This window comes from Methylobrevis albus (assembly GCF_015904235.1).
Classification (GTDB): Bacteria; Pseudomonadota; Alphaproteobacteria; order Rhizobiales; family Pleomorphomonadaceae; genus Methylobrevis_A; species Methylobrevis_A albus.
The window spans coordinates 54,739-76,061 of record NZ_JADZLT010000054.1 but is presented as its reverse complement, the minus strand read 5'-3'; the positions used below and the strand labels follow the sequence as shown (position 1 = coordinate 76,061).

18 protein-coding genes are annotated in these 21,323 nt (G+C 69.6%); 16 read left to right on the top strand and 2 right to left on the bottom strand.

Annotation, left to right across the window (positions count from 1 at the left end; translation table 11 throughout):
* Positions 1-367 precede the first annotated feature (367 nt).
* From I5731_RS16005 to I5731_RS15980, 6 genes are all read left to right on the top strand, one after another.
* Entirely contained in the window at positions 368-1,144 is a 777-nt protein-coding gene (locus tag I5731_RS16005; protein WP_328838987.1) for a GntR family transcriptional regulator, read from the top strand.
* 301 nt (positions 1,145-1,445) lie between these two features.
* On the top strand, positions 1,446-3,692 hold the full coding sequence (locus I5731_RS16000) for a methyl-accepting chemotaxis protein (RefSeq protein WP_197312416.1): 2,247 nt from the start codon (positions 1,446-1,448) through the stop codon (positions 3,690-3,692).
* A 93-nt stretch (positions 3,693-3,785) separates the two neighbouring features.
* Positions 3,786-4,016: a hypothetical protein gene (locus I5731_RS15995; RefSeq protein WP_197312415.1), complete on the top strand. Its 231-nt coding sequence runs from the start codon at positions 3,786-3,788 to the stop codon at positions 4,014-4,016.
* A gap of 8 nt (positions 4,017-4,024) precedes the next feature.
* Positions 4,025-4,975 (top strand): metal ABC transporter ATP-binding protein, encoded by a 951-nt coding sequence (locus tag I5731_RS15990; protein ID WP_197312414.1) that lies wholly within the window; start codon positions 4,025-4,027, stop codon positions 4,973-4,975.
* Between the two features lie 44 nt (positions 4,976-5,019).
* Positions 5,020-5,844, top strand: a complete 825-nt coding sequence (locus tag I5731_RS15985; protein ID WP_197312562.1) for a metal ABC transporter permease — start codon at positions 5,020-5,022, stop codon at positions 5,842-5,844.
* A 57-nt stretch (positions 5,845-5,901) separates the two neighbouring features.
* Positions 5,902-6,999, top strand: a complete 1,098-nt coding sequence (locus I5731_RS15980; protein WP_197312413.1) for a metal ABC transporter solute-binding protein, Zn/Mn family — start codon at positions 5,902-5,904, stop codon at positions 6,997-6,999.
* Positions 7,000-7,014: 15 nt separating this feature from the next.
* Here the strand turns inward: I5731_RS15980 and I5731_RS15975 are convergent, their stop codons facing one another.
* Together I5731_RS15975 and I5731_RS15970 are read right to left on the bottom strand one after the other, a co-directional pair.
* Complete coding sequence (locus I5731_RS15975) at positions 7,015-8,010, bottom strand: hypothetical protein (protein WP_197312412.1); 996 nt, start codon at positions 8,008-8,010, stop codon at positions 7,015-7,017.
* A 209-nt stretch (positions 8,011-8,219) separates the two neighbouring features.
* On the bottom strand, positions 8,220-8,801 hold the full coding sequence (locus I5731_RS15970) for a DUF1134 domain-containing protein (RefSeq protein WP_197312411.1): 582 nt from the start codon (positions 8,799-8,801) through the stop codon (positions 8,220-8,222).
* A 176-nt stretch (positions 8,802-8,977) separates the two neighbouring features.
* On the opposite strand from I5731_RS15970, the gene I5731_RS15965 reads away from it, so the two are divergent.
* The 10 genes from I5731_RS15965 to ugpA all read left to right on the top strand — a co-directional run bounded on the left by I5731_RS15965 (position 8,978) and on the right by ugpA (position 21,320).
* The gene (locus I5731_RS15965) at positions 8,978-9,487 is read left to right on the top strand and encodes a YHS domain-containing (seleno)protein (protein ID WP_197312410.1); all 510 of its coding nucleotides are present in this window, start codon (positions 8,978-8,980) and stop codon (positions 9,485-9,487) included.
* A 135-nt stretch (positions 9,488-9,622) separates the two neighbouring features.
* Entirely contained in the window at positions 9,623-10,264 is a 642-nt protein-coding gene (gene chpT, locus I5731_RS15960; protein ID WP_197312409.1) for a histidine phosphotransferase ChpT, read from the top strand.
* Between the two features lie 256 nt (positions 10,265-10,520).
* Positions 10,521-13,283: a hybrid sensor histidine kinase/response regulator gene (locus I5731_RS15955; RefSeq protein WP_197312408.1), complete on the top strand. Its 2,763-nt coding sequence runs from the start codon at positions 10,521-10,523 to the stop codon at positions 13,281-13,283.
* On the top strand, positions 13,280-13,759 hold the full coding sequence (locus I5731_RS15950; RefSeq protein WP_197312407.1) for a chemotaxis protein CheW: 480 nt from the start codon (positions 13,280-13,282) through the stop codon (positions 13,757-13,759). Before I5731_RS15955 ends, I5731_RS15950 begins: the two co-directional genes overlap by 4 nt.
* Positions 13,760-13,847: 88 nt before the next feature.
* Positions 13,848-14,213 (top strand): response regulator, encoded by a 366-nt coding sequence (locus I5731_RS15945; protein WP_197312406.1) that lies wholly within the window; start codon positions 13,848-13,850, stop codon positions 14,211-14,213.
* Between the two features lie 128 nt (positions 14,214-14,341).
* Positions 14,342-15,469, top strand: a complete 1,128-nt coding sequence (locus I5731_RS15940) for a protein-glutamate methylesterase/protein-glutamine glutaminase (protein ID WP_235981847.1) — start codon at positions 14,342-14,344, stop codon at positions 15,467-15,469.
* Positions 15,466-16,374 carry a CheR family methyltransferase gene (locus I5731_RS15935; protein WP_197312404.1) on the top strand — a complete coding sequence of 303 codons (909 nt, stop codon included), beginning with the start codon at positions 15,466-15,468 and terminating at the stop codon, positions 16,372-16,374. The genes I5731_RS15940 and I5731_RS15935 overlap by 4 nt, the downstream gene beginning before the upstream one ends.
* Before the next feature lie 286 nt (positions 16,375-16,660).
* Positions 16,661-18,796, top strand: a complete 2,136-nt coding sequence (locus I5731_RS15930; protein WP_197312403.1) for a methyl-accepting chemotaxis protein — start codon at positions 16,661-16,663, stop codon at positions 18,794-18,796.
* A gap of 195 nt (positions 18,797-18,991) precedes the next feature.
* Complete coding sequence (gene ugpB, locus I5731_RS15925; RefSeq protein WP_197312402.1) at positions 18,992-20,305, top strand: sn-glycerol-3-phosphate ABC transporter substrate-binding protein UgpB; 1,314 nt, start codon at positions 18,992-18,994, stop codon at positions 20,303-20,305.
* A gap of 133 nt (positions 20,306-20,438) precedes the next feature.
* Positions 20,439-21,320 carry a sn-glycerol-3-phosphate ABC transporter permease UgpA gene (ugpA, locus tag I5731_RS15920; protein ID WP_197312401.1) on the top strand — a complete coding sequence of 294 codons (882 nt, stop codon included), beginning with the start codon at positions 20,439-20,441 and terminating at the stop codon, positions 21,318-21,320.
* Positions 21,321-21,323 lie beyond the last annotated feature (3 nt).

The window sequence follows — 21,323 nt, the reverse complement described above, 5'->3', positions numbered from 1 at the left end:
GTCTCGTCCGGCGGCGAACAGGGGATCGCAATCGCCGTGCCAAGCGGATGCTCGGCAATAAGGATCTTTGGAATCAATCATCTGCAGACCGGGATGCTTTTCTCGCCGACGGCCGGGCCGCGAGTGGGGCGCCGCGATGCCGAGCAAACAGGCAATTGCACACGATCAAGCGCAAAGATTGTATACGATTTGACGTCGGGTCGCAGCGGACGGGCTGTTAGGTTCGGCAATGCGGGACGGTGGCGTCGCGGGGCTTCCGCGACGGGCGGTCCTTGCTCTAGGGTCTGGCGCCGGTGTCGGCGGGGACTTTCCGGCGCGGCGGCGAACTTTGGCAACCGGGCGGATCGGCGAGGGCAGGGGGGCGGACGTGGGCGGTATCGCGGACGGGATTGCGACGCTCGACGCCGCAACCATGGCGGCGGCGGGGCGGGATGCGGCCGGCACCTTCGGCGGACGCGCCGGTGCCGGGCTGCGCAGTCCGCGCGTGCGCGCCATCTATTCGGCGCTGCTCGACGCCATCCTCGCCAACCGGCTGCCGCCGGCGACCCGGCTGCCCGAGGACGACCTCGGATCGATCTACGGCGCGAGCCGCACCATCGTCCGCTCGGCGCTCGAGGCGCTGGCGCACGACGGCGTCCTCACCATCGAGCCGAACCGCGGCGCCTTCGTCGCCAGCCCGTCCGTCGCCGACGCGCGCGACGTGTTCGACGCGCGCCTGCTGGTCGAGGTGCAACTCGCCGAGCGGGCGGCGCGCTGCATCACCGCGGCCGACATCGCGGCGCTGCGCCAGCACCTCGCCGATGAGCACGCGGCGCTCGACGCCGGCCTGCAGCAGCGCGCGATCCTGCTGTCCGGCCTGTTTCACGTCCACATCGCCGAGGCGACCGGGCAGCGGGCGCTGGCGGGCTTCGTGCGCGAACTGGTCTCGCGGTCCTCGCTGATCGTCGCGCTCTACTGGCGCCGGCGCGACGCGATCTGCGGCAGTCATGCGCATGAGGAACTGGTCGATGCGCTCGCCCGCGGCGAGCCCGACCTCGCCGGGGCGCGCATGCGCGCCCACCTGCTCGACATCCTCGACGGCCTCGACCTCACCGAACGTCCGGCGAAGTCGATCGATCTCGGCGACGTGCTGCGCGACGCCTGAACACACGCCGGTCCCTGCCCGCGCAGCGGCGGTGCCGGCGCCTTCGATCCGACCCGATCGGCGATGAGCTTGCAGCCGGTGCGGGCGCCGTGCCGATGCGCCAAGTCCGCAAGTTGTCTTTTCTGATCTCGATGGTAAAAATACTTACGGGCACTACGCTATTAACAGCAAGTTTTTTTAACTGAGTGCGGTGAAACTTGGTTCCCTGACGGCTGCCTCCGCAACCAGTCTTCCTTCCTTTTCGTATCCGCTGATCGGTGGCGTTCCCGCCCGCTCAATCAACACGAGTTCTGCATTCATCATGCTGACCATCCGCGCCAAGCTGTTTCTGATCGTCGGCCTTCTCTTCATTCCCATCGTCATCCTCGCCGCCCTGTTCGTGCAGCAGAGCCGCAAGGATATTGCCTTTGCAGACCGAGAGCGCCTCGGCGTCGTCTATCTCGAGGCGCTCTGGCCGACGCTGAGTGCGACCGTGCAGGCGCGGACGAGCGCCGACCTGCCGCAGGCTACCGAGCTGGCGGCGGCAAACGCCGCCCATGCGGCCGACCTCAACGCGGTGGAGGCCGCCGCCGCGGCGGCGACGGCGCTGGACGCTGCCCGCTCCGGGGCGACGCCGACGCTGGCGGCGGCAGAGGCGCTGCGCGGTCTCTTCAACCGGGCCGGCGACCAGTCCAACCTGATCCTCGATCCCGATCTCGACAGCTACTACGTCATGGACCTCATGCTGCTGAAGTTGCGTGATCTCGCGATCCAGGTCGCGGACGCGCGGCAGAAGATGGCTTCGGCCGTCACGGCGACCGCGGTGACGGACGATCAGCGGCTCGAGGTCGCGGTCACGATCGGCCAGGTCGTGGCGATCAAGGCCGGCATCGACGCCTCGGCGGCGGCGGCCATCGAGAGCAACGCCAGCGGCAGCGTGCAGCAATCGATCGGCGGGCCGGCGGAGCGCCTCACCGGTGCGGTGGACCGGCTGATGCAGCTCCTGGCCGACCACACCGCCGCGCTGGGCCAGGGCGCCGGCGCGGACCTTGCGCCGATGCTGGCGGCGGAAGCCGAGGTGCAGGCGGCGATCGACGGCTACTGGACGGCCGCGGCCGGCGAACTCGAGCAGTTGCTCGGCGCGCGCGTCGACCAGTTCTCGACCCGGCTCTGGACCATGCTCGGCGTCTCGCTCGGCATCGCCGCGCTCGCCGTCGGCGCCGCCGTGCTGATGGCGCGCTCGATCGTCGGGGCGATCAACCGGCTCGACCGGCGCATCCGGGAACTCGGCGACCGCGACATCGACACCGAGATCGCCGAGGCGCAGGGCCGCGACGAGATCGCCATGATCGCCCGGGCGGTCGCCTATTTCCGCGACCGGACCATCGAGAAGATCGCCGAGGCCAACAGCGACGAGCGCAAGAAGGAACTGCTCGCCAACGAGCGGCGCGCGATGGTCGGCATCGCCAACAAGATCCGTGCCTCGATCGGCACGGTGATCGAGGCGATGCGCGAACTCGCCACCGGCATCGAGCGCTCGGTGGACACCGTCAACGCCAATGCCGGCCGCACCCGCGCCGGCCTGTCGGGTGCGATCTCCGGTCTCGATTCGGCCTCGGCCGACGTGCAGGTCGTGGTCGCCGCCGTGACCGAACTCTCCGCCTCGATCAGCGAGATCGCCGAGCGCAGCGGCAAGTCCGTCACCGACGTCGACACGGCGCGGGAGCGCTCGCGCAGCGCGAAAGCGGTCGCCGACAAGCTGTCGCAGACGTCGAACCGCATCGGCGAGATCTCGAGCCTGATCTCCGACATTGCGGCCCAGACCAACCTGCTCGCCCTCAACGCCACCATCGAGGCGGCGCGGGCCGGCGAGGCGGGACGCGGCTTTGCCGTCGTCGCCTCGGAAGTGAAGTCGCTTGCCGGCCAGACCGCCAAGGCGACCGGCGAGATCGATCGCCAGATCGCCGACGTGCGCGAGGCGGCGCGCGACATGCTCGCCTCCGTCGACGGCATCACCGCGACGATGGACGATGTCGCCGGCTCGGCCACCTCGATCGCCGGGGCCGTCGAGGAGCAGGACGCGGCGACGCGCGAGATTTCCTCCAACCTCGACCGCACCACGCAGGCGACCCAGGCCGCGATCGGCGTGCTCGCCGACCTGCCGAGCGCCGCCGCCGAGACGGAGGTCGCCTCCGAGGACCTGCGCCGGCTCAGCGGCGACCTCAGCCGGCAGGCCCAGCGCCTCGACGCCGAGGTCGAACGCCTGCTGCTCGAACTCACCGACCGCCGCTCCGATCCGCGTGCCTCGGTCGACTGCGCGGCGACCGTCGTCGTCGGCGGGCGCCGGATCGCCGGGCGGCTCGTCGACATCGGCATGGCCGGCTGCCGGCTGCGGATCCAGCCGCTGCCGGTCGGCGGGCAGGCGATCGAAGTCGAATTGCCGAACAGGCGGATGGTGCCCGGCAGCGTGGTCTGGGCCGACGGAGGCGAGGCGGGGGTGCAGTTTGCCGCCGCGATCCCGGCTTCCGACTTCGCCGGGCTGGTCAGGCAGTACGCGGCCGCGGCGTAACGGGGGCAAAGGCCGAGGTCCCCGGTTGACGGCGCCACTGTTACTATATAACAGTCTCCGGGCGGCGAGGTGCCGCCCGGAGACGTTCCGCGGATGCCGTCCGATCCCTTCAGTGCTGCGCCCGACGAGCCCGGTCCGGTGCGCCGTGGTTCCCGCGGCCGCTCTTCCGGCGGTCCCGTGCCGGGTGGCCCGCAGCGGCCGGCGGCGACCGCCACCGCCTTTCGCGCCCCGTTTTCGCTGCTGCGCCTCAGCGTCGGCGCCCGGCTGATCGCCGCCGTGCTGTTCTCCGCCCTCGTCTGGGCGATGATCCTGCCGGTGGTTTGAGGGGCCCGATGAAACTCCACAACGCCACTTCGGCGCGTCCGGTCCGTCCGGCCGGCGTGCGCTTCGAAAACGCCACGATCGGCTATGAGCGCCACCCCGCCGTGCACCACATCGACGGGCGCATCGAGCCCGGCGCGCTGATGGCCGTGGTCGGCCCGAACGGCGCCGGCAAGTCGACGCTGCTGAAGGCGATCGTCGGCGCGCTGCCGCCCTATGGCGGGCGCATCGTGCTCGAGGGCATCAAGGCGCGCGACGTCGCCTATCTGCCGCAGCAGGCCGAGATCGACCGCAGCTTCCCGATTCCGGTGTTCGACTTCGTCGCCATGGGGCTGTGGAAGTCCTGCGGCCTGTTCGGTGGCTTTGCCCGGTCGCGCACCGCGGAGGTCAGCGATGTGCTGGCGGCCGTCGGTCTCTCCGGCTTCGAGCGCCGCAGCCTCGACACGCTGTCGGGCGGCCAGATGCAGCGGGTGCTGTTCGCGCGCCTGTTGCTGCAGGACGCCCCGCTGATCCTGCTCGACGAGCCGTTCACCGCGATCGACAGCCGCACCGCCCGCGACCTGATGGACCTCGTGCTGCGCTGGCACGGCGAGGGACGCACGGTGGTGGCGGTGCTGCACGACCTCGAGATGGTGCGCCAGTCGTTCCCGGAATCGATCCTGCTCGCGCGCCGGGTCGTCGCCTGGGGGCCGACCGGCGAGGTGCTGGCGCCGGCGAACCTCAACGACGCCCGCCGCATGCCGGAAGCCTGGGACGAGCACGCGCCGCTGTGCGACGACCACGGCGCGGAGCCGCACGTCCATCCGCACGGGAATCCGCCCGGCGCGGGGCGCCCGGCGGAGCACGGCCACGATCACCACCATCACCATCACCACGACGGCCACGACCATGCCCACGGGCCGGCCGCGGCCGGGACGGTGCCGGCGGAGCGCGCCGTGCGGGTCGGGGCGCGCGCGTCGTGACCCTCACCGAGATCTTCATCGGCCCCTTCGCCGACTTCCTGTTCATGCGGCGGGCGCTCGCCGGCTCGATCGCGCTGGCGGTGGGTGCCGCGCCGATCGGCGTGTTCCTGCTGCTGCGCCGGATGAGCCTGTCGGGCGACGCGATGGCGCACGCCATCCTGCCGGGCGCCGCCTTCGGCTTCCTCGTCGCCGGGCTCGACCTCGTGGCGATGACGCTCGGCGGGCTCGCCGCCGGCCTGCTGGTCGCGCTGCTCGCCGGCCTCGTAACGCGGACCACGATCCTGCGCGAGGACGCCAGCCTCGCCTCGTTCTACCTGATCTCGCTGGCGCTCGGCGTGCTGCTGGTCTCGCTGCGCGGCTCGTCGGTCGACCTGATGCACGTGCTGTTCGGCACGGTGCTGGCGCTCAACCCGGATGCGCTGGTGTTCATCGCCGGGGTCGCGACCGCGACACTGGTGATGCTGGCGCTGATCTGGCGGCCGCTGGTGCTCGAATGCGTCGACCCGGGCTTCCTGCGCGTCGTCAGCGGCACGGGCGGCACCATCCACACCGTGTTCATCGTGCTGGTGGTGCTCAATCTCGTCGCCGGCTTCCAGGCGCTCGGCACGCTGCTCTCGGTCGGCATCATGATGCTGCCGGCGGCGAGCGCGCGGTTCTGGGTGCGCGAGGTCTCGATGATGGCGCTGGTGGCGATGGGCATCGCCGCCGTGTCGGCCTGGCTCGGGCTGGTGCTCTCCTACCACCTCGCCCTGCCGTCGGGGCCGGCGATCATCCTCGTCGCCGGCGCCATCCACATCGCCTCGATCCTCTTCGGCGCGGTCGGCGGTCTGCTGCCACGCCTGCTGCCGGTCGCGCACCGTACCGGCTGAGCCGCCGCCCGGTTCCGGGCGGCACGACGACATTCCCCAAGCTGACAGGAGCAGACAATGACCTTGCTGCAACGAACCCTCGCGTCGGTCGCCCCGCTGGCGATCGCCGCGTGCCTCGCGGCCGGTCCGGCCGCGGCGGCCGAGAAGCTGAACGTTGTCGCGAGCTTCTCGATCCTCGGCGACATGGCGAGCCGCGTCGGCGGCGACCGGGTCGCGGTGACGACGCTGGTCGGTCCGGACGGCGACGCGCACGTGTTCCAGCCGGCGCCGGCCGACGCCAAGCGCCTCGCCGACGCCGATCTCATCGTCATCAACGGCCTCGGCTTCGAGGGCTGGCTGCCGCGGCTGATCGAGGCGGCCGGCATCGACGTGCCGATCGCGGTCGCGACGAGCGGCATCACCCAGATCCCGAACGAAGAGGACGACCACGGCGGGGCCGAGCCCGAGGGCCACGACCACGACCATGCGGCCGAGGGCGAGGCCGCGCATGCCGGCCATGACCATGACGACGCCGAGCCCGCCGGCCACGACCATGACGACGCCGAGCCCGCCGGCCACGACCACGACCACGACCATGCGGCGGAAGGCGAGGCGGCGGCGGAAGAGCACGGCCACGACCATGGCGCGTTCGACCCGCACGGCTGGCAGAATCTCGCCAATGGCGCGATCTACGCCGACAACATCGCCGAGGGCCTCTGCGCCATCGACAACGACGACTGCGATGGCTTCAAGGCGAATGCCGCGGCCTATCGTGCCGAGATCGAGGCGCTGGACGCCGACATCCGGGCCCGGGTCGCGGCGGTCCCCGAGGCGCGCCGCATCGTGATCACCAGCCACGACGCCTTCGGCTACTTCGCCGACGCCTACGGAATCAAGGTGATCGCGCCGCAAGGCGTTTCCACCGACGCGGAGGCGTCGGCCGCCGACGTCGCCAACCTGATCCGGCAGATCCGCGAGACCGGCGCCAAGGCGCTGTTCGTCGAGAACATCGCCGATCCGCGGCTGATCGAGCAGATCGCCTCGGAGACCGGCGTCGTGATCGGCGGGCGGCTCTATTCCGACGCGCTGTCGCCGCCGGACGGCCCGGCGCCGACCTATCTCGCGATGATCCGCCACAATGCCGAGCTGATGTTCACCGCCATGGCGGCGGAGTAAGGCCCGGCGGCGGCGTCAGACCGCCGGGTGTTTTGCGCGGGCGTCGGCGGAGGCGTTGGACGGGGACGAATCGCCGGTTGCCGCCTCGGCCTTGTCCATCGCCGCGGCCGGGCGAAGCCGGCGGGCGATGCCGGCGAACCGGCGCGTGTCGGTCGCCGCCGGCGGCGCTGCGTCGGCGGGCGCCGGCGCGCCGTCGTCCGCTTGCGGCGCATGATCCGGATCGTCGGTGAGGGTGCGGATGTCGGCGAGTGCGCGGGCCAGCACTTCGTCGTGCTCTGGGTCGCCGGCGTCGGGCGCCGCGGCGGGCGTATCTTGACCGTTCTTCTGAGGACCGTCTGCGGCGGACCCGGCCTTCGGGCGCATGGCCGAGGCGTCGGCGACCGGCGTCGGGCGGGCGTGCGCAACCTCGAATCCACCGGCGGGACCGTGCACCGTCGGCGGCAGCGTCGTCGCGCGGCGGGGCGGCGGCGCGTCGGCGGCGATGCCCTGGCGCAGCGCGGCGAGCGCGGCGGCGACGTCGTCGGCGGCGGCCTCGGAGGCGGGTTCGGCGGCGATGTCCGGCCGCAGCGCCGAGCCGTCGGGGGCGGCGAGCCGCCAGCGCACCTCGCGCAGCGCCGCGGTGGCGCGCCCGAGCGCCTCGTCGCGCGTGGCGAGGTCGGCGCGCAGGGCGGCGATCTTCTGCTGCAGTTCGGCCGCCTGCATCTGGGCGTCGCGCTGCGAGGCCTCGGCGGCGGCCCGGGCGCGTTGCAGCGCCTCGATCTGCAGCGAGAGGCCGAGGCCCTTTTCCTCGGCGGTTTCGGCGCGGACCTCCAGCCGGGCGACCTCCGCGGCGAACACGGCGCGCTGGGCGTCCTTCTGGGCGGAAAATTCGGTGAGCGAGATCGGCAGCCGGGCCTCGACGTCGCGCCGGGCGAGCCGGGCGGCACGCCAGGTAAAGGCCGGCAGCACGAGCAGGGCGAGAATCCCCGCGCTGAGCGCTCCGACGACGAAGAACATGATGCGCTCGATCAAGGGCAGTCCACCCATCGTGCCCGCGGCGCCCCGCGGGCGCCGGCCGGGCGTTGCGGCCCGATGCTTGCGCGGCGCGGCTGCCGCATGCGGTCAGCTTGCCGCCGAAGGGTAAATTTCAGGCTGACGCGGGCCCGAGCTTGCGAAAATCTCGCAGGCCGGTCAATCGCCTGCGCCGCCCCGGGTTTTGCCCGCCCCGATCAGAACGGGCGTCAGAACGGGTTCCAGGTCGGCTCGGGCGTGAACTTCAGGTAGCCGACGTTGATGCCGAGCCGGGCGCCGACGCCGGAGCGGACCGGCACCAGCACCGAATTGCCCGACCGCAGCACCGTCATGCCGAAGCCGCCGACGATGTAGGCCGAGCCGTCGACGCCGGCATAGCGGCGGAAGATGCTGGCGACCGAGGGCAGTTCGTAGACGAGGATCATGGTGCGCGCGCCATCGGCGCCGATGTCGAAGCCGAGGGTCGGGCCCTGCCAGAACACCCGGTGGGTGCCGGCATTGCGGGTATAGAGGGTACCCTCGCCATAGCGCAGGCCGCCGAAGATCGCGCCGGTGCCTTCCTGGCCGAGGATGTAGCCGTTGGGCTGGCCGTAGTCGGCGACGGCCTTCTCGACCACGGTGGCGAGGCCGGCCGAGATCTGGCCGAAGAACTGGTTGCCGGCGTTGACGAGCTCTTCGGGCGAATAGGCGGTACCGGTGTCCTGCTGCGCCGCGGACGGGGTGGCGGCTGCGAGGACGAGGCCGGCGACGGCCGCGAGGGTGCGGACGAAACGCGCGACGGACTGCAGCATTGACGGGGCTCCTCGGTGGGGCCGCAAGACGGACGGCTCACGGGGCGACGCGATGGCGGCGGGCGCCATCGGAAAACAACTCGATTGATGCGCCGGTATCGTTTCCGATGCCTTAACGAACCGCTCCTAGCCTTAACCATGACGCGCGGCGCGGCCGCAGGATCACGACGGGCATCATGATGAGGAATCGGGCGGATCGACGGCGGCGGGCGCGGGGCGGGGTGGCGCTCGGGCTCGGGATGATCGCCGGGCTGCTCGGCCTCGTCGGCGCCCCTGGCCCGGCGCGCGCGCTGAGCGACGCCGTGGTGCACGACATCTACACGGGCCTCGCGATCAGCGGCTTCGATCCGGTGAGCTACTTCACCGACGGCGCGCCGCAGATCGGGCAGGCGCGCTTCGAGGTGGAGCACGCCGGGGTGTTCTGGCGCTTCGTCAACGAGGGCAACCTCGCCGCCTTCCTCGCGGCACCGGCGATCTACATGCCGGCCTACGGCGGCTACTCGGCGCTGTCGGTCGCCGCCGGCGTGCCGGCCGCCGGCATCCCGGAGATCTTCGCCATCCGCAATGACCGGCTGTTCCTGTTCGCCAGCGAGGCGCAGCGGACCGAGTGGCTGCAGGATCCCGAGATCTACGTCTTCGACGCCGACCGCAACTGGCCCGAGCTCGAACGCGGCCTCGCCCACTGATCGGCCCTGGCGCACCGGAACGTCCGCCGCTGGCGGGTTGGCAGCGCGGGCGGTTGCGGGTATCCACGAGCAGTCGACTGGAACGGCGACGAATCGCGGCAATCCGCCACCGCAAGCCGAAGACCGGAGCACATTATGTCCACCCATCCGATCGAAGCGATCGATCTTGCCGCGCTGCTCTGCTCGCGGGTCTGCCACGACATCATCAGCCCGGTCGGCGCGATCACCAACGGTCTCGAACTTCTCGACGAAGAGCAGAACGAGGAGATGAAGGTCTTCGCCTTCGACCTGATCCGCAAGAGCGCGAAGACGGCCTCGTCGAAGCTGCAGTTCGCGCGGCTCGCCTTCGGCGCGGCCGGCTCGGCGGGGGCGGAGGTCGACCTCGGCGACGCCGAGAAGGTCGCCAAGGGCTACATGGAAGCCGAGAAGCCGGAGTTCGTCTGGAACGCGCCGCGGCTGCTCTTGCCGAAGAACCAGGTCAAGCTGCTGCTCAACCTGCTGCTGCTGTCGATCCACGCCATCCCGCGCGGCGGCGTGATCACCGTCAGCCTCGAGGGCGGCGCGCCGTGCCCGGTGCAGAGGATCGAGGCAAAGGGGATGGCCGCCCGCATCCCGCCGCATATCGTCGACCTCATCGCCGGCGAGATCAGCCAGAGCCCGGACGCGCACGCGATCCAGCCGTATTACGCCGGTCTGCTCGCCCGCGATGCCGGCATGGTTGTCACGATCGAAAAGACGGACGACGTGGTGACGTTCGAGGCCCGCGGCGCGGCGTAACGGCGCCTGTCCCTGCTTGCGTCTGCGGCCGGACTCTACTTTCCGCAATGGAATCGCGGGCTTGAAGACCATGTAGTATTCGGGATTCCGGAATCCCGAATGCGTATTTTCTGGTATACGGTTGGCGCAAATGCACCAAAGCCGTTTCAGCCAATGTTAACCGTTTGATCCCACACTCCGGGAAAGAAGATGTCTCCGGTTCTCGCCGTTCGATGGTCGGGCGAGCCGGAGTGCTTTCTCCCTGTGGAGAGTGGACATGGATGACTTGTTGCGGGAGTTTCTGACTGAAACGAACGAGAGCCTGGACGTCGTCGACGTCGAACTGGTGAAGTTCGAGCAGGAGCCTAACAACGCGCGAATTCTCGACAACATCTTCAGGCTCGTCCATACGATCAAGGGCACCTGCGGCTTCCTCGGCTTGCCGCGTCTCGAAGCGCTGGCGCATGCCGCCGAGACCCTGATGGGCAAGTTCCGCGACGGCGCCGCCGTCACGCCGAAGGCGGTCAGCCTCATCCTGCAGACGATCGACCGCATCAAGGCGATCCTCGCCGAGCTCGAGGCCAGCGAAGGCGAAGAGCCGAAGGGCGTCGACGACGATCTGATCAAGCAACTCGAAGCGATGTCGATCGCCGGCGAAGCCGCCAAGGCGGCGAAACCCGCCAAGGCCGAGACGCGCGGCACGATGAGCGAGCAGGTGCTGGAGCGCGAACTGCGCATCGGCGAAGTGTCGCTCGACGAGCTCGAGCGGGCGTTCCGCGAGACGGAAGTCGAATTCGAGATCGAGGAAGAGAAGCCGGCAGCGGCCGCCGCGCCCGCCGTCGACTTCGCCAAGGTCGCCGCCGAACTCGACGCCCGCATGGGCCAGATCGGCGGCCAGGCCGGGGCGAAGCCCGCGGCCGGGGGCAAGGCCGTCCGTCCGGTGAAGGCGGCGGTCGAGGACGAGACCACCGACAGCAGCGAGGCCAAGGCGAGCGTTGCGAGCCAGTCGATCCGCGTGACGGTCGAGACGCTCGAAAACCTGATGACGATGGTCTCCGAGCTGGTGCTGACGCGCAACCAGCTGCTCGAGATCGTCCGTCGTCACGAGGACAGCGAATTCAAGGTGCCGCTGCAGCGCCTCTCCAATGTGACGGCCGAGCTGCAGGAAGGCGTCATGAAGACGCGCATGCAGCCGATCGGCAACGCCTGGCAGAAGCTGCCGCGCGTCGTGCGCGACCTCGCGCAGGAACTCGGCAAGCAGATCGAACTCGACATGGTCGGCGCCGAGACCGAGCTCGACCGCCAGGTGCTCGAGCTGATCAAGGATCCGCTCACCCACATGGTGCGCAACTCCGCCGACCACGGCCTCGAGACCACCGAGGACCGCCGCCGGGCCGGCAAGCCGGAAAAGGGCACGATCCGTCTCTCCGCCTATCATGAAGGCGGCCACATCATCATCGAGATCGCCGACGACGGCCGCGGGCTGAACGTCGAGAAGATCAAGGCCAAGGTCATCGAGAACGGCGTCGCGACCGACGCCGAACTCGAGAAGATGTCCGATGCCCAGATCCACAAGTTCATCTTCGCGGCGGGCTTCTCGACCGCGGCGCAGGTCACCAACGTGTCGGGCCGCGGCGTCGGCATGGACGTGGTGCGCAACAACATCGAGCTGATCGGCGGCACGGTCGACCTGAAGTCGGTGCCGGGCAAGGGCACCACCTTCACGATCAAGATCCCGCTGACGCTGGCGATCGTCTCGACGCTGATCGTCGAGGCCTGTGGCGACCGCTTCGCGATCCCGCAGCTCTCGGTCGTCGAACTCGTCCGCGTCCAGCACAATTCCGAACACCGGATCGAGCGCATCCGCGACACGCCGGTGCTGCGCCTGCGCAACAAGCTGCTGCCGCTGGTGCCGCTCGGCCGCCTGCTCCGCACCGCCGACGAGACCGCCGCCTCGGCCGACGACGGCTTCATCGTGGTGATGCAGGTCGGCAGCCAGACCTTCGGCATGGTCGTCGACGGCGTCTTCCACACGGAAGAAATCGTCGTGAAGCCGATGTCGAAGATGTTGCGTCACATCACGATGTTCTCGGGCAACACGATCCTCGGCGACGGCAGCGTCATCATGATCGTCGATCCGAACGGCGTCGCCTCGGCGATCAGCACCACGGTCGGCGAAGCTTCCGACAAGGTGGATGCCGAGAAGCAGCACGGCGTCGAGGACAGCACGCGCGTCTCGATGCTGCTGTTCCGCGCCGGCTCGTCCGAACCGAAGGCGGTGCCGCTGTCGCTGGTCACGCGCCTCGAGGAATTCGAGATCGAGAAGATCGAGAACTCGAACGGCCGCGAGCTCGTGCAGTACCGCGGCTCGCTGATGCCGCTCGTCCGCATCAACGAGAACGTCCGCCGCCGCACCGAAGGCACCCAGCCGATGCTGGTGTTCTCCGACGCCGGCCGCTCGATGGGCCTCGTCGTCGACGAGATCGTCGACATCGTCGAGGAGCGCCTCGACATCCAGGTCGGCTCCGAAGTGCCGGGCATTCTCGGCTCCGCGGTGATCAAGGGCAAGGCGACCGAGGTGATCGACATCGGCCACTTCCTGCCGATGGCCTTCGAGGACTGGTTCTTCCGCAAGGAGTTCAGCCAGATCGCGCTGACGCGCCGCCTGCTCTTCGTCGACGACAGCCCGTTCTTCCGCAACATGCTCGGCCCGGTGCTCAAAGCCGCCGGCTTCGAGGTCACGGTCTGCGCCTCGGCGACGGACGCGATGCGCTGCGTGGCCGAACAGCCGCTGTTCGACGTGATCGTCTCCGACATCGAGATGCCGGGCGTCAACGGCTTCGAACTCGCCGAAACGCTGCGCCGTGACCCGCGCATGCGCTCGACGCCGATCGTCGCGCTCTCGGCTCTCTGCACCCCTGCCTCGGTCGAGCGCGGCCGGCAGGCGGGCTTCGACGACTACGTCGCGAAGTTCGACCGGCCGGGCCTGATCGCCTCGCTGAAGGAACTCACCAGTCAGGATCTGGGAATCGCAGCATGACCAACGACATCGCGAAGGAAGCCGGCACCGGCAAAGACTCGATCCAGTACGTCACCGTGCTGATCGGCGGCCAGCTGTTCGGCCTGCCGATCCACCGGGTGCACGACGTGTTCGTGCCCGAGAGCATGACGCGGGTGCCGCTCGCCCAGGCGGAGATCGCCGGCGTGCTCAACCTGCGCGGCCGCATCGTCACCGCGGTCGACATGCGGCGCCGGCTCGGCCTGCCGCTGCGCGAGGGCCGGCACGGCATCATGGCCGTCGGCATCGAATTCCGCGGCGAATCCTACGGCCTGATCATCGACGAGGTCGGCGAGGTGCTGACCCTGGAGACGGCACGGCGCGAGCCCAACCCGGCCAACCTCGATGGCCGCTGGGCCGCGATTTCGGGCGGCGTGCATCGTCTCGACGGCCATCTGATGGTCATTCTCGATGTCGACCGTGTCCTCGGCCACCTCGTCGAACAGATGGCCGCGTGACCAGCCAATCCACTCGCGGCCGAAGGCCAGCCGCGAGTGCCGAACCAGCAGCGAAAGGCGGGCGGCGGGCCTGTCGATGGAGCAAGCGATGAAACATTGTCTCGTGGTCGACGACTCGAGCGTCATCCGCAAGGTCGCGCGGAGGATCCTCGAGGACATGTCGTTCACCATCTCCGAAGCCGAGGATGGTCAGCAGGCGCTGCGCGTCTGCCAGGACAGCATGCCCGACGCGATCCTTCTCGACTGGAACATGCCGGTGATGGACGGGCTCGAGTTCCTCGGCAAGCTGCGCCTGCTCGAAGGCGGCCGGGAGCCCAAGGTCGTGTTCTGCACGACCGAGAACGACGTCGGGCACATCGCCCGCGCGATCCGCGCCGGTGCCAACGAGTACATCATGAAGCCCTTCGATCGCGAGATCGTCGAAGCGAAGTTTCATGAAGTCGGCCTGATCTGAAGGTCGGCCGGCCACAGGTGGCAGAGGCGAAAGGTAGAAGAAAAGCAATGTCGGCGAACGCGCACGCCTCCCCGCCCGGGTCTTTCCAGGGCACGTCACACGGTCCGGTGACCGATCCGATCCGGGTCATGGTCGTGGATGATTCCGTGGTCGTCCGCGGCCTGGTCGGCCGCTGGATCGACGAAGACCCCGGCCTCGCCGTGGTCGCGAGCCACCGCAACGGCAAGCTCGCCGTCGAGGACATCACCCGGGCCGACCCGGATGTCGTGGTGCTCGATATCGAGATGCCGGACATGGACGGGCTCACCGCCCTGCCGCTGATGCTGGCGAAGAAGCCGGGCCTGATCGTGCTGATCGCCTCGACGCTGTCGCGGCGCAACGCCGAGATCAGCCTCAAGGCGCTGTCGCTGGGCGCGGCGGACTATATTCCGAAGCCGGACGGCAACAGCCGCCTGACCACCTCCACCGAGTTCCGCGCCGACCTGATCGCCAAGGTGCAGAGCCTCGGCGCCCGGGCGCGCAGCCGCAGCCGCCGCGCCGCGGCGCCGCCGGTGTCGTCGCGCCCCTTCACCGCGACGCGGACGCTCGAGGCCGCCGGCATGGTGCCGGCGCAGAGCGCCGTTCCGGCAAAGCCCAAGGCCTCCTTCACGCTGCGCTCCTATGCCCCGGTGCGTCCGCGCGTCCTCACCATCGGCAGTTCGACCGGCGGGCCGCAGGCGCTGAACGCCTTCTTCGGCCACGTCGGCACGGCGATGGCGCAGGTGCCGGTGCTGCTCACGCAGCACATGCCGGCGACCTTCACGGCGATCCTCGCCGAGCATCTTTCCAAGGCGGCCGGCCGCCCGGCGGCCGAGGGCCGCGACGGCGAGCCCGTGCTGCCCGGCCGGATTTACGTCGCCCCCGGCGGCCGCCACATGATCGTCGCCCGCCAGGGCAGCGAGACGGTGATCCGCCTCACCGACGGCCCGCCGGTCAACTTCTGCAAGCCGGCGGTGGACCCGCTGTTCAAGTCCGTCGTCGACATCTATGGCAGCGCCACGCTCGGCGTGATCCTGACGGGCATGGGCTCGGACGGTGCCGACGGCGTCACCGCCATCGGCCAGGCCGGCGGCAACGTCATCACCCAGGACGAGGAAACCAGCGTCGTCTGGGGCATGCCCGGCGCCGCCGCACATACCGGCATGTGCGCCGACGTGCTGCCGCTGGACGAGGTCGGTCGCAAGGTCGCGCGCATTCTGCTGGGGAGCCGGATATGACGCCTGCAGAGTATGATTTCCTGCGCCAGTTCCTGAAGGTCCGGTCCGGCCTCGTGCTGTCGAACGAGAAGCAGTATCTGATCGAGAGCCGGCTGCTGCCGGTCGCGCGCAAGGCCGGTGTGCCGAGCATCGCCGGGCTGGTGGCCAAGCTGCGCGATCCGCGCGAATCGCTGCTCGCCGACGCGGTCGTCGAGGCGATGACGACCAACGAGTCGTTCTTCTTCCGCGACAAGACCCCCTTCGAGCATCTGACCCAGATGATGCTGCCGGAACTGCTGCAGAAGCGGGCCGCGCAGCGCAAGATCCGCATCTGGTGCGCGGCGGCGTCGACGGGGCAGGAGCCCTATTCGATCGCCATGTGCCTGAAGGAGATGGGCTCGAAGATCGCCGGCTGGCGCTTCGAGATCGTCGGCACCGACCTCTCCAACGACGTGCTCGACCGGGCTCGCTCCGGCGTCTACACCCAGTTCGAGGTGCAGCGCGGCTTGCCGATCCAGATGCTTCTGAAGTATTTCACGCAGAATGGCGACAGCTGGCAGATCTCGTCCGAGATCCGTCAGATGGTGCAGTACCGCAAGATGAACCTGCTCGATACCTTCGCCGGTCTCGGCCAGTTCGACATCGTGTTCTGCCGCAACGTGCTGATCTATTTCGACCAGCCGACCAAGGTCGACGTGCTGTCCCGTGTTTCGAAGCTGCTGCCGGACGACGGCTATCTGGTGCTCGGCGCCGCCGAGACGGTGGTCGGCCTCACCGACGCCTTCCGCACCTTGCCCGACCGCCGCGGTCTCTACATGACCAATGGCTCGGCCCCGGCCGCCGCCGCCCGCCCGGCTGCCGTCGCCACCGCCGCGGCCGCCGCCCCCGGACAGCGTTTTGCGGTCATCGGCCGCGGATCTGCCTGAGGCCGACGAACACCGACGGACGCCAGGAAACCAGAGGCGCCATGCAGACACCCTGCACGGCGCCTCTTTTCGTGCTGAGAACGTCTATCGCTTGATCGGTCTTGCCAATAGTTCGATCGATCAACCGAGTTGTTCTTCCCGAAGAACCTTATTCCGGCGGTCAGATTGCCGCAGGTTCGGGAATTAATCCACTTTTAGCACCAAGGTCATAGCATCACCGACAGATCGGCGTGGCGACATGCTTCGCGCTGCCGTCTGAAGATCCAGGGTCCTGTCGGGAAACAATATGCGCGCGACGCTGAAGCTGAAATTGCCTCTGGTCATTGTAGGGCTCGCCCTTCTGAGTGCGGCCGTGATCGGGGGGATCGGCTGGTCCGGCGCCCGCTCCGCGCTGGCCGACGCCGCCGTCGACCGGCTGTCGCTCGCCGCGGAAGGCCGCAGGGCCCTGCTGCAGGCGACGGCGGAGGGCATCCAGCTCGATCTCGACAACGTGGCCGGCACGGCGATCGTCGGCAGCAGCATTGCCGAACTCGACAAGAACCTCGAGCTGAACCCGGCCGAGTTCGAGAAGACCAAGGCCTACTTCGGCGGTGACGTCGCGACCCGCCTCCACCGCGACGGCGCCGATTCGGAGACGATGTACGGCTTCCGCCACGCCAAGGTGCACGACGTGCTGCGCACCGCGCTGCAGCGCGGCGGCTATGCCGACGTGTTGCTGCTCGGCGCCGACGGGCGCGTCATCTATACGGCGAAGAAGGGCGACGACTTCACGCTGCGGGCGAACGAGGGCGACCTCGCCCAGACCGGGCTCGGCCGCCTGTTCACCGCCATGTCGTCGTCGAACGCCGCGGTGTTCGAGGATTTCTCGGCCTACAGCCTCGCGGGCGACGGGCCGTCGGCCTTCGTCGGCAAGGCGATCGAGCGCAAGAGCAACGCGGCGATGAACGCAACGCAGGAGACGCTGCGCGTCGGCTACGTCGTCTTCCGGCTCGCGCCGTCGAGCTTCGACAAGGTGCTGTCCGACCGGCAAAACCTCGGCAGCAGTGGCGAGACCGTGGCCGTCGGCCCGGACGGCCTGCTGCGCTCCACCCCGCCCGGTGCCGAAGCGGCGCCCGGCGAGCCAATCGGCCAGCTCGGCTACGGCACGCTGCCGGTGGCGGACGAGGCGGTGAGCTTCACGCGCGGCGCCGACGTCTTCATGGCGGTCGCCAGCCCCGTCCGTATCTTCGATCGCGACTGGACGCTGCTCGCCGCCCAGTCGAGCGACGAGGCCTTCGCCGCGGTCGGCGCGATGACGCGCACCATGGCGATGACCGGCCTCGCCATCCTCGTGCTCACGGTGCTGATCGGCCTCTTCGCCGCGCGCAGCGTCACCAAGCCGCTCGCCGGCCTCACCGCGACGCTGCAGGCGATGGCGTCGGGCCGCACCGACGTCGAGATCGCCGGGCGCCAGCGCCGCGACGAGATCGGCGAGATCGCGCGGGCCGTCGGCGGCATTCGCGAGGTGACCGAACTCGAAGCCCGGCGCCGCGCCGAGCAGGACGCCGGCGACCGCAACCAGCGCGACCTCGAGCGGCGCCAGATGATGGAGCAGTTCGCGCGCGACTTCGAAAGCCGGGTCGGCTCCGCCGTCGAAGCGTTCGCCGCCGCCGCCAGCATGCTGGAGCGCTCGGCGACCGAGATGGCCGAGCTCGCCGAGGAGGGCAGCACGCGCTCCGACGCCGTCGCCCAGGCGTCCGAGCAGGCGAGCGGCAACGTGCGCTCGGTCGCGGCGGCCTCCGACCAGCTGTTCGCCTCGATCCGCGAGGTCTCGGAGCTGATCGGCCGCTCCGGCGCGATCGCCGGCGAGGCCGACCGTCATGCGGATTCGACCAACTCGATCGTCGAATCGCTGTCGCTGACCGCCGGCCGTATCGGCACGGTGGTCGACATCATCCAGTCGATCGCGGCGCAGACCAACCTGCTCGCCCTCAACGCCACCATCGAGGCGGCGCGCGCCGGCGAGGCGGGCCGGGGCTTTGCGGTGGTCGCGGGCGAGGTGAAGAACCTCGCCGGCCAGACCGCCAAGGCGACCGAGGAGATCGGCAGCCAGATCGCGGCGATGCGCGACGCCACCCGCGTCGCGGTCGAGGCGGTGGCGCAGATCCGCAGCGTGGTCGGCGAGATCGGGGCGGCCGTCGGGTCGGTCGCCGCGGCGGTCGAGCAGCAGTCGGCGGCGACCAGCGAGATCGCCCGCGCGGCGCAGAGCGCCTTCACCGGCACCGCCAGCGTCTCGGCGAACATCTCCGACGTACGCAACGTCGTTGCCCGCACCGACCAGGCGGCGGCGACCGTCGCCGAGCGCGCCCGCGGCCTCGGCCGCGAGGCGAGCGACCTGCGCGAGACGCTCGACCGCTTCGTGGCGCAGATCCTCGCCGCCTGAGCGGCGCGGCGTTGCTTTCCCCCGCGGGGGCATCCTGAGACGGGGCCGGCGCAAGCCGGCCCCGTCGTCGTTTCGGCCGGTGGTCCGCGCCGGCGGAGCCGGCCCCGGTGTCACCAAACTGCAATCCAGCGCGGCTATCTCAGCCGGACTGGCGTCGCACCTCGCGGCGGCCGACCGATTGCAGGACACCGCACCATGAGCCTTCGGACGATTCTCGCCGGCACGACCGGCCTTTCGCTCGTCGCCCTCGCTTCGACCCCGGCCTTCGCCGTGACGGAGCTGCAGTGGTGGCACGCCATGTCGGGCGCCAACAACGAGGTGGTCGACACCCTCGCCAAGGAATTCAACGACAGCCAGGCCGACTACCGCATCGTGCCGGTGTTCAAGGGCACCTATCCGGAAACGCTGAACGCCGGCATCGCCGCGTTCCGCGCCAAGCAGCCGCCGGCGATCATGCAGGTCTTCGACGTCGGCACCGGCGTGATGATGGCGGCCGAAGGCGCGATGAAGCCGGTCGCCGAAGTGCTGGAAGAGGGCGGCTACGCCTTCGACAAGAGCCAGTACCTGCCCGGCATCGTCGCCTATTATTCGAAGCCGGACGGCACCATGCTGTCGTTCCCCTATAACTCCTCGTCGCCGATCCTGTTCTTCAACAAGGACATCTTCGAGAAGGCCGGCCTCGACGTCGCCAACCCGCCGAAGACCTGGTCCGAGGTGTTCGAGGCTGCCCGCACGATCAAGTCGAGCGGCGCGGCCGCCTGTGGCTACACCTCGACCTGGCTGACCTGGATCCATCTCGAGAACTTCGCCGCCTGGAACAACGTCTCCTACGGCTCAAACGAGAACGGCCTCGCCGGCCCGAACGTCGAGCTCGCCCTCGACGCCCCGATCTACGTCGAGCACTTCCAGGCGATCGCCGACCTCGCCAAGGACGGCACCTTCCGCTACGGCGGCCGCACCTCGGAAGCGAAGCAGCTGTTCCTCTCGGGCGAATGCGGCATCCTCACCGAATCGTCCGGCGGCCTCGGCGATATCGTCAAGGCGGGCATGAACTACGGCATCGGCCAGCTGCCCTTCGTCGAAGGCGAAGGCCGGCCGCAGAACACGATCCCGGGCGGCGCCAGCCTCTGGGTGTTCGGCGGGCTGGACGACGCGCAGTACAAGGGCGTCGCCGAGTTCTTCAATTTCCTGTCGCAGACCGAGATCCAGGTTCGCCTGCACCAGCAGTCGGGCTACCTGCCGGTGACGCTGGCCGCCTACGAGGCGACCAAGGCGTCGGGCTTCTACGAGCAGAACCCCGGCCGCGAGACGCCGATCACCCAGATGATGGGCAAGGCGCCGACCGAGAACTCCCGCGGCGTTCGCCTCGCCAACCTGCCGCAGGTGCGCGACATCGCCAACGAGGAATTCGAGGCGATGCTCGCCGGCAGCCAGGACGCCGAGACGGCGCTGAAGAAGCTGGTCGAGCGCGGCAACGCGGCGATCCGCGAAGCCGTCGGCAGCCAGTAAGCACCGACCGGAGCCGGCGTCGCTCCCCGATCGGGGCGGCGCCGGCATCTTTGCGTTCTGGCGCTGGCGCGTTCGCCCGCCGGCCGTTCGCCGCCCCTGCGGCGACCCCTCGGTCCCGAGGCATCAGCACCCCTTGTCCCGCGTCGTCTTCCCCGCCCGCGTGCTGCCCTATCTGCTGCTCAGCCCGCAGATCGCGATCACGGCCGTGTTCTTCTACTGGCCGGCGAGCCAGGCGCTGTGGCAGTCGGTGCTGCGCGAGGATCCGTTCGGGCTGAAGACGACCTTCGTCGGGCTCGCCAACTTCCGCTCCGTGCTCGCCGATCCGAACTATCTGCAGTCGGCCCGGGTCACCGTCGTGTTCAGCGTCGCGACCGCGCTGCTCGCAATGGCCGCGGCACTGTGGCTCGCCTCGGCCGCCGAGCGCGTGGTCAGGGGGCGGGGGCTCTACCGGACGCTGCTGATCTGGCCCTATGCGGTGGCGCCGGCGGTGGCCGGCATGCTGTGGCTGTTCATGTTCAACCCGGCGATGGGCACCTTCGCTTACATGCTGCGCCGGGCCGGCTACAACTGGGACCCGCTGCTCGACCCCGGTCAGGCGATGACGATGGTGGTGGTCGCCGCGGCCTGGAAGCAGATCAGCTACAACTTCCTGTTCTTCGTCGCGGCGATGCAGTCGATCCCGCGCTCGCTGATCGAGGCGGCGGCGATCGACGGCGCCGGCAGCACCAAGCGATTCTGGACCATCGTGCTGCCGCTGATCGCGCCGACCACGTTCTTCCTGCTCGTCGTCAACACCGTCTACGCCTTCTTCGACACCTTCGGCATCATCCACGCCGTCACCGGCGGCGGGCCGGCGCGGGCGACCGAGACGCTGGTCTACAAGGTCTACAACGACGGCTTCGTCCACCTCTCGCTCGGCTCCTCGGCGGCGCAGTCGGTGATCCTGATGGCGATCGTCATCCTGCTCACCGCGATCCAGTTCCGCTTCGTCGAGCGGCGCGTCCACTACGGCTGAGAG

Coding starts and splice junctions, on each gene's coding strand:
- I5731_RS15995 (WP_197312415.1), top strand. CDS start 3,786: ATGCCGTCCGATCCCTTCAGTGCTGCGCCCGACGAGCCCGGTCCGGTG.
- I5731_RS15970 (WP_197312411.1), bottom strand. CDS start 8,801: ATGCTGCAGTCCGTCGCGCGTTTCGTCCGCACCCTCGCGGCCGTCGCC.
- I5731_RS15980 (WP_197312413.1), top strand. CDS start 5,902: ATGACCTTGCTGCAACGAACCCTCGCGTCGGTCGCCCCGCTGGCGATC.
- I5731_RS15935 (WP_197312404.1), top strand. CDS start 15,466: ATGACGCCTGCAGAGTATGATTTCCTGCGCCAGTTCCTGAAGGTCCGG.
- I5731_RS15940 (WP_235981847.1), top strand. CDS start 14,342: ATGGTCGTGGATGATTCCGTGGTCGTCCGCGGCCTGGTCGGCCGCTGG.
- chpT (WP_197312409.1), top strand. CDS start 9,623: ATGTCCACCCATCCGATCGAAGCGATCGATCTTGCCGCGCTGCTCTGC.
- I5731_RS15945 (WP_197312406.1), top strand. CDS start 13,848: ATGAAACATTGTCTCGTGGTCGACGACTCGAGCGTCATCCGCAAGGTC.
- I5731_RS16000 (WP_197312416.1), top strand. CDS start 1,446: ATGCTGACCATCCGCGCCAAGCTGTTTCTGATCGTCGGCCTTCTCTTC.
- I5731_RS15950 (WP_197312407.1), top strand. CDS start 13,280: ATGACCAACGACATCGCGAAGGAAGCCGGCACCGGCAAAGACTCGATC.
- I5731_RS15930 (WP_197312403.1), top strand. CDS start 16,661: ATGCGCGCGACGCTGAAGCTGAAATTGCCTCTGGTCATTGTAGGGCTC.
- I5731_RS15955 (WP_197312408.1), top strand. CDS start 10,521: ATGGATGACTTGTTGCGGGAGTTTCTGACTGAAACGAACGAGAGCCTG.
- I5731_RS15965 (WP_197312410.1), top strand. CDS start 8,978: ATGATGAGGAATCGGGCGGATCGACGGCGGCGGGCGCGGGGCGGGGTG.
- I5731_RS15985 (WP_197312562.1), top strand. CDS start 5,020: ATGCGGCGGGCGCTCGCCGGCTCGATCGCGCTGGCGGTGGGTGCCGCG.
- ugpB (WP_197312402.1), top strand. CDS start 18,992: ATGAGCCTTCGGACGATTCTCGCCGGCACGACCGGCCTTTCGCTCGTC.
- I5731_RS15990 (WP_197312414.1), top strand. CDS start 4,025: ATGAAACTCCACAACGCCACTTCGGCGCGTCCGGTCCGTCCGGCCGGC.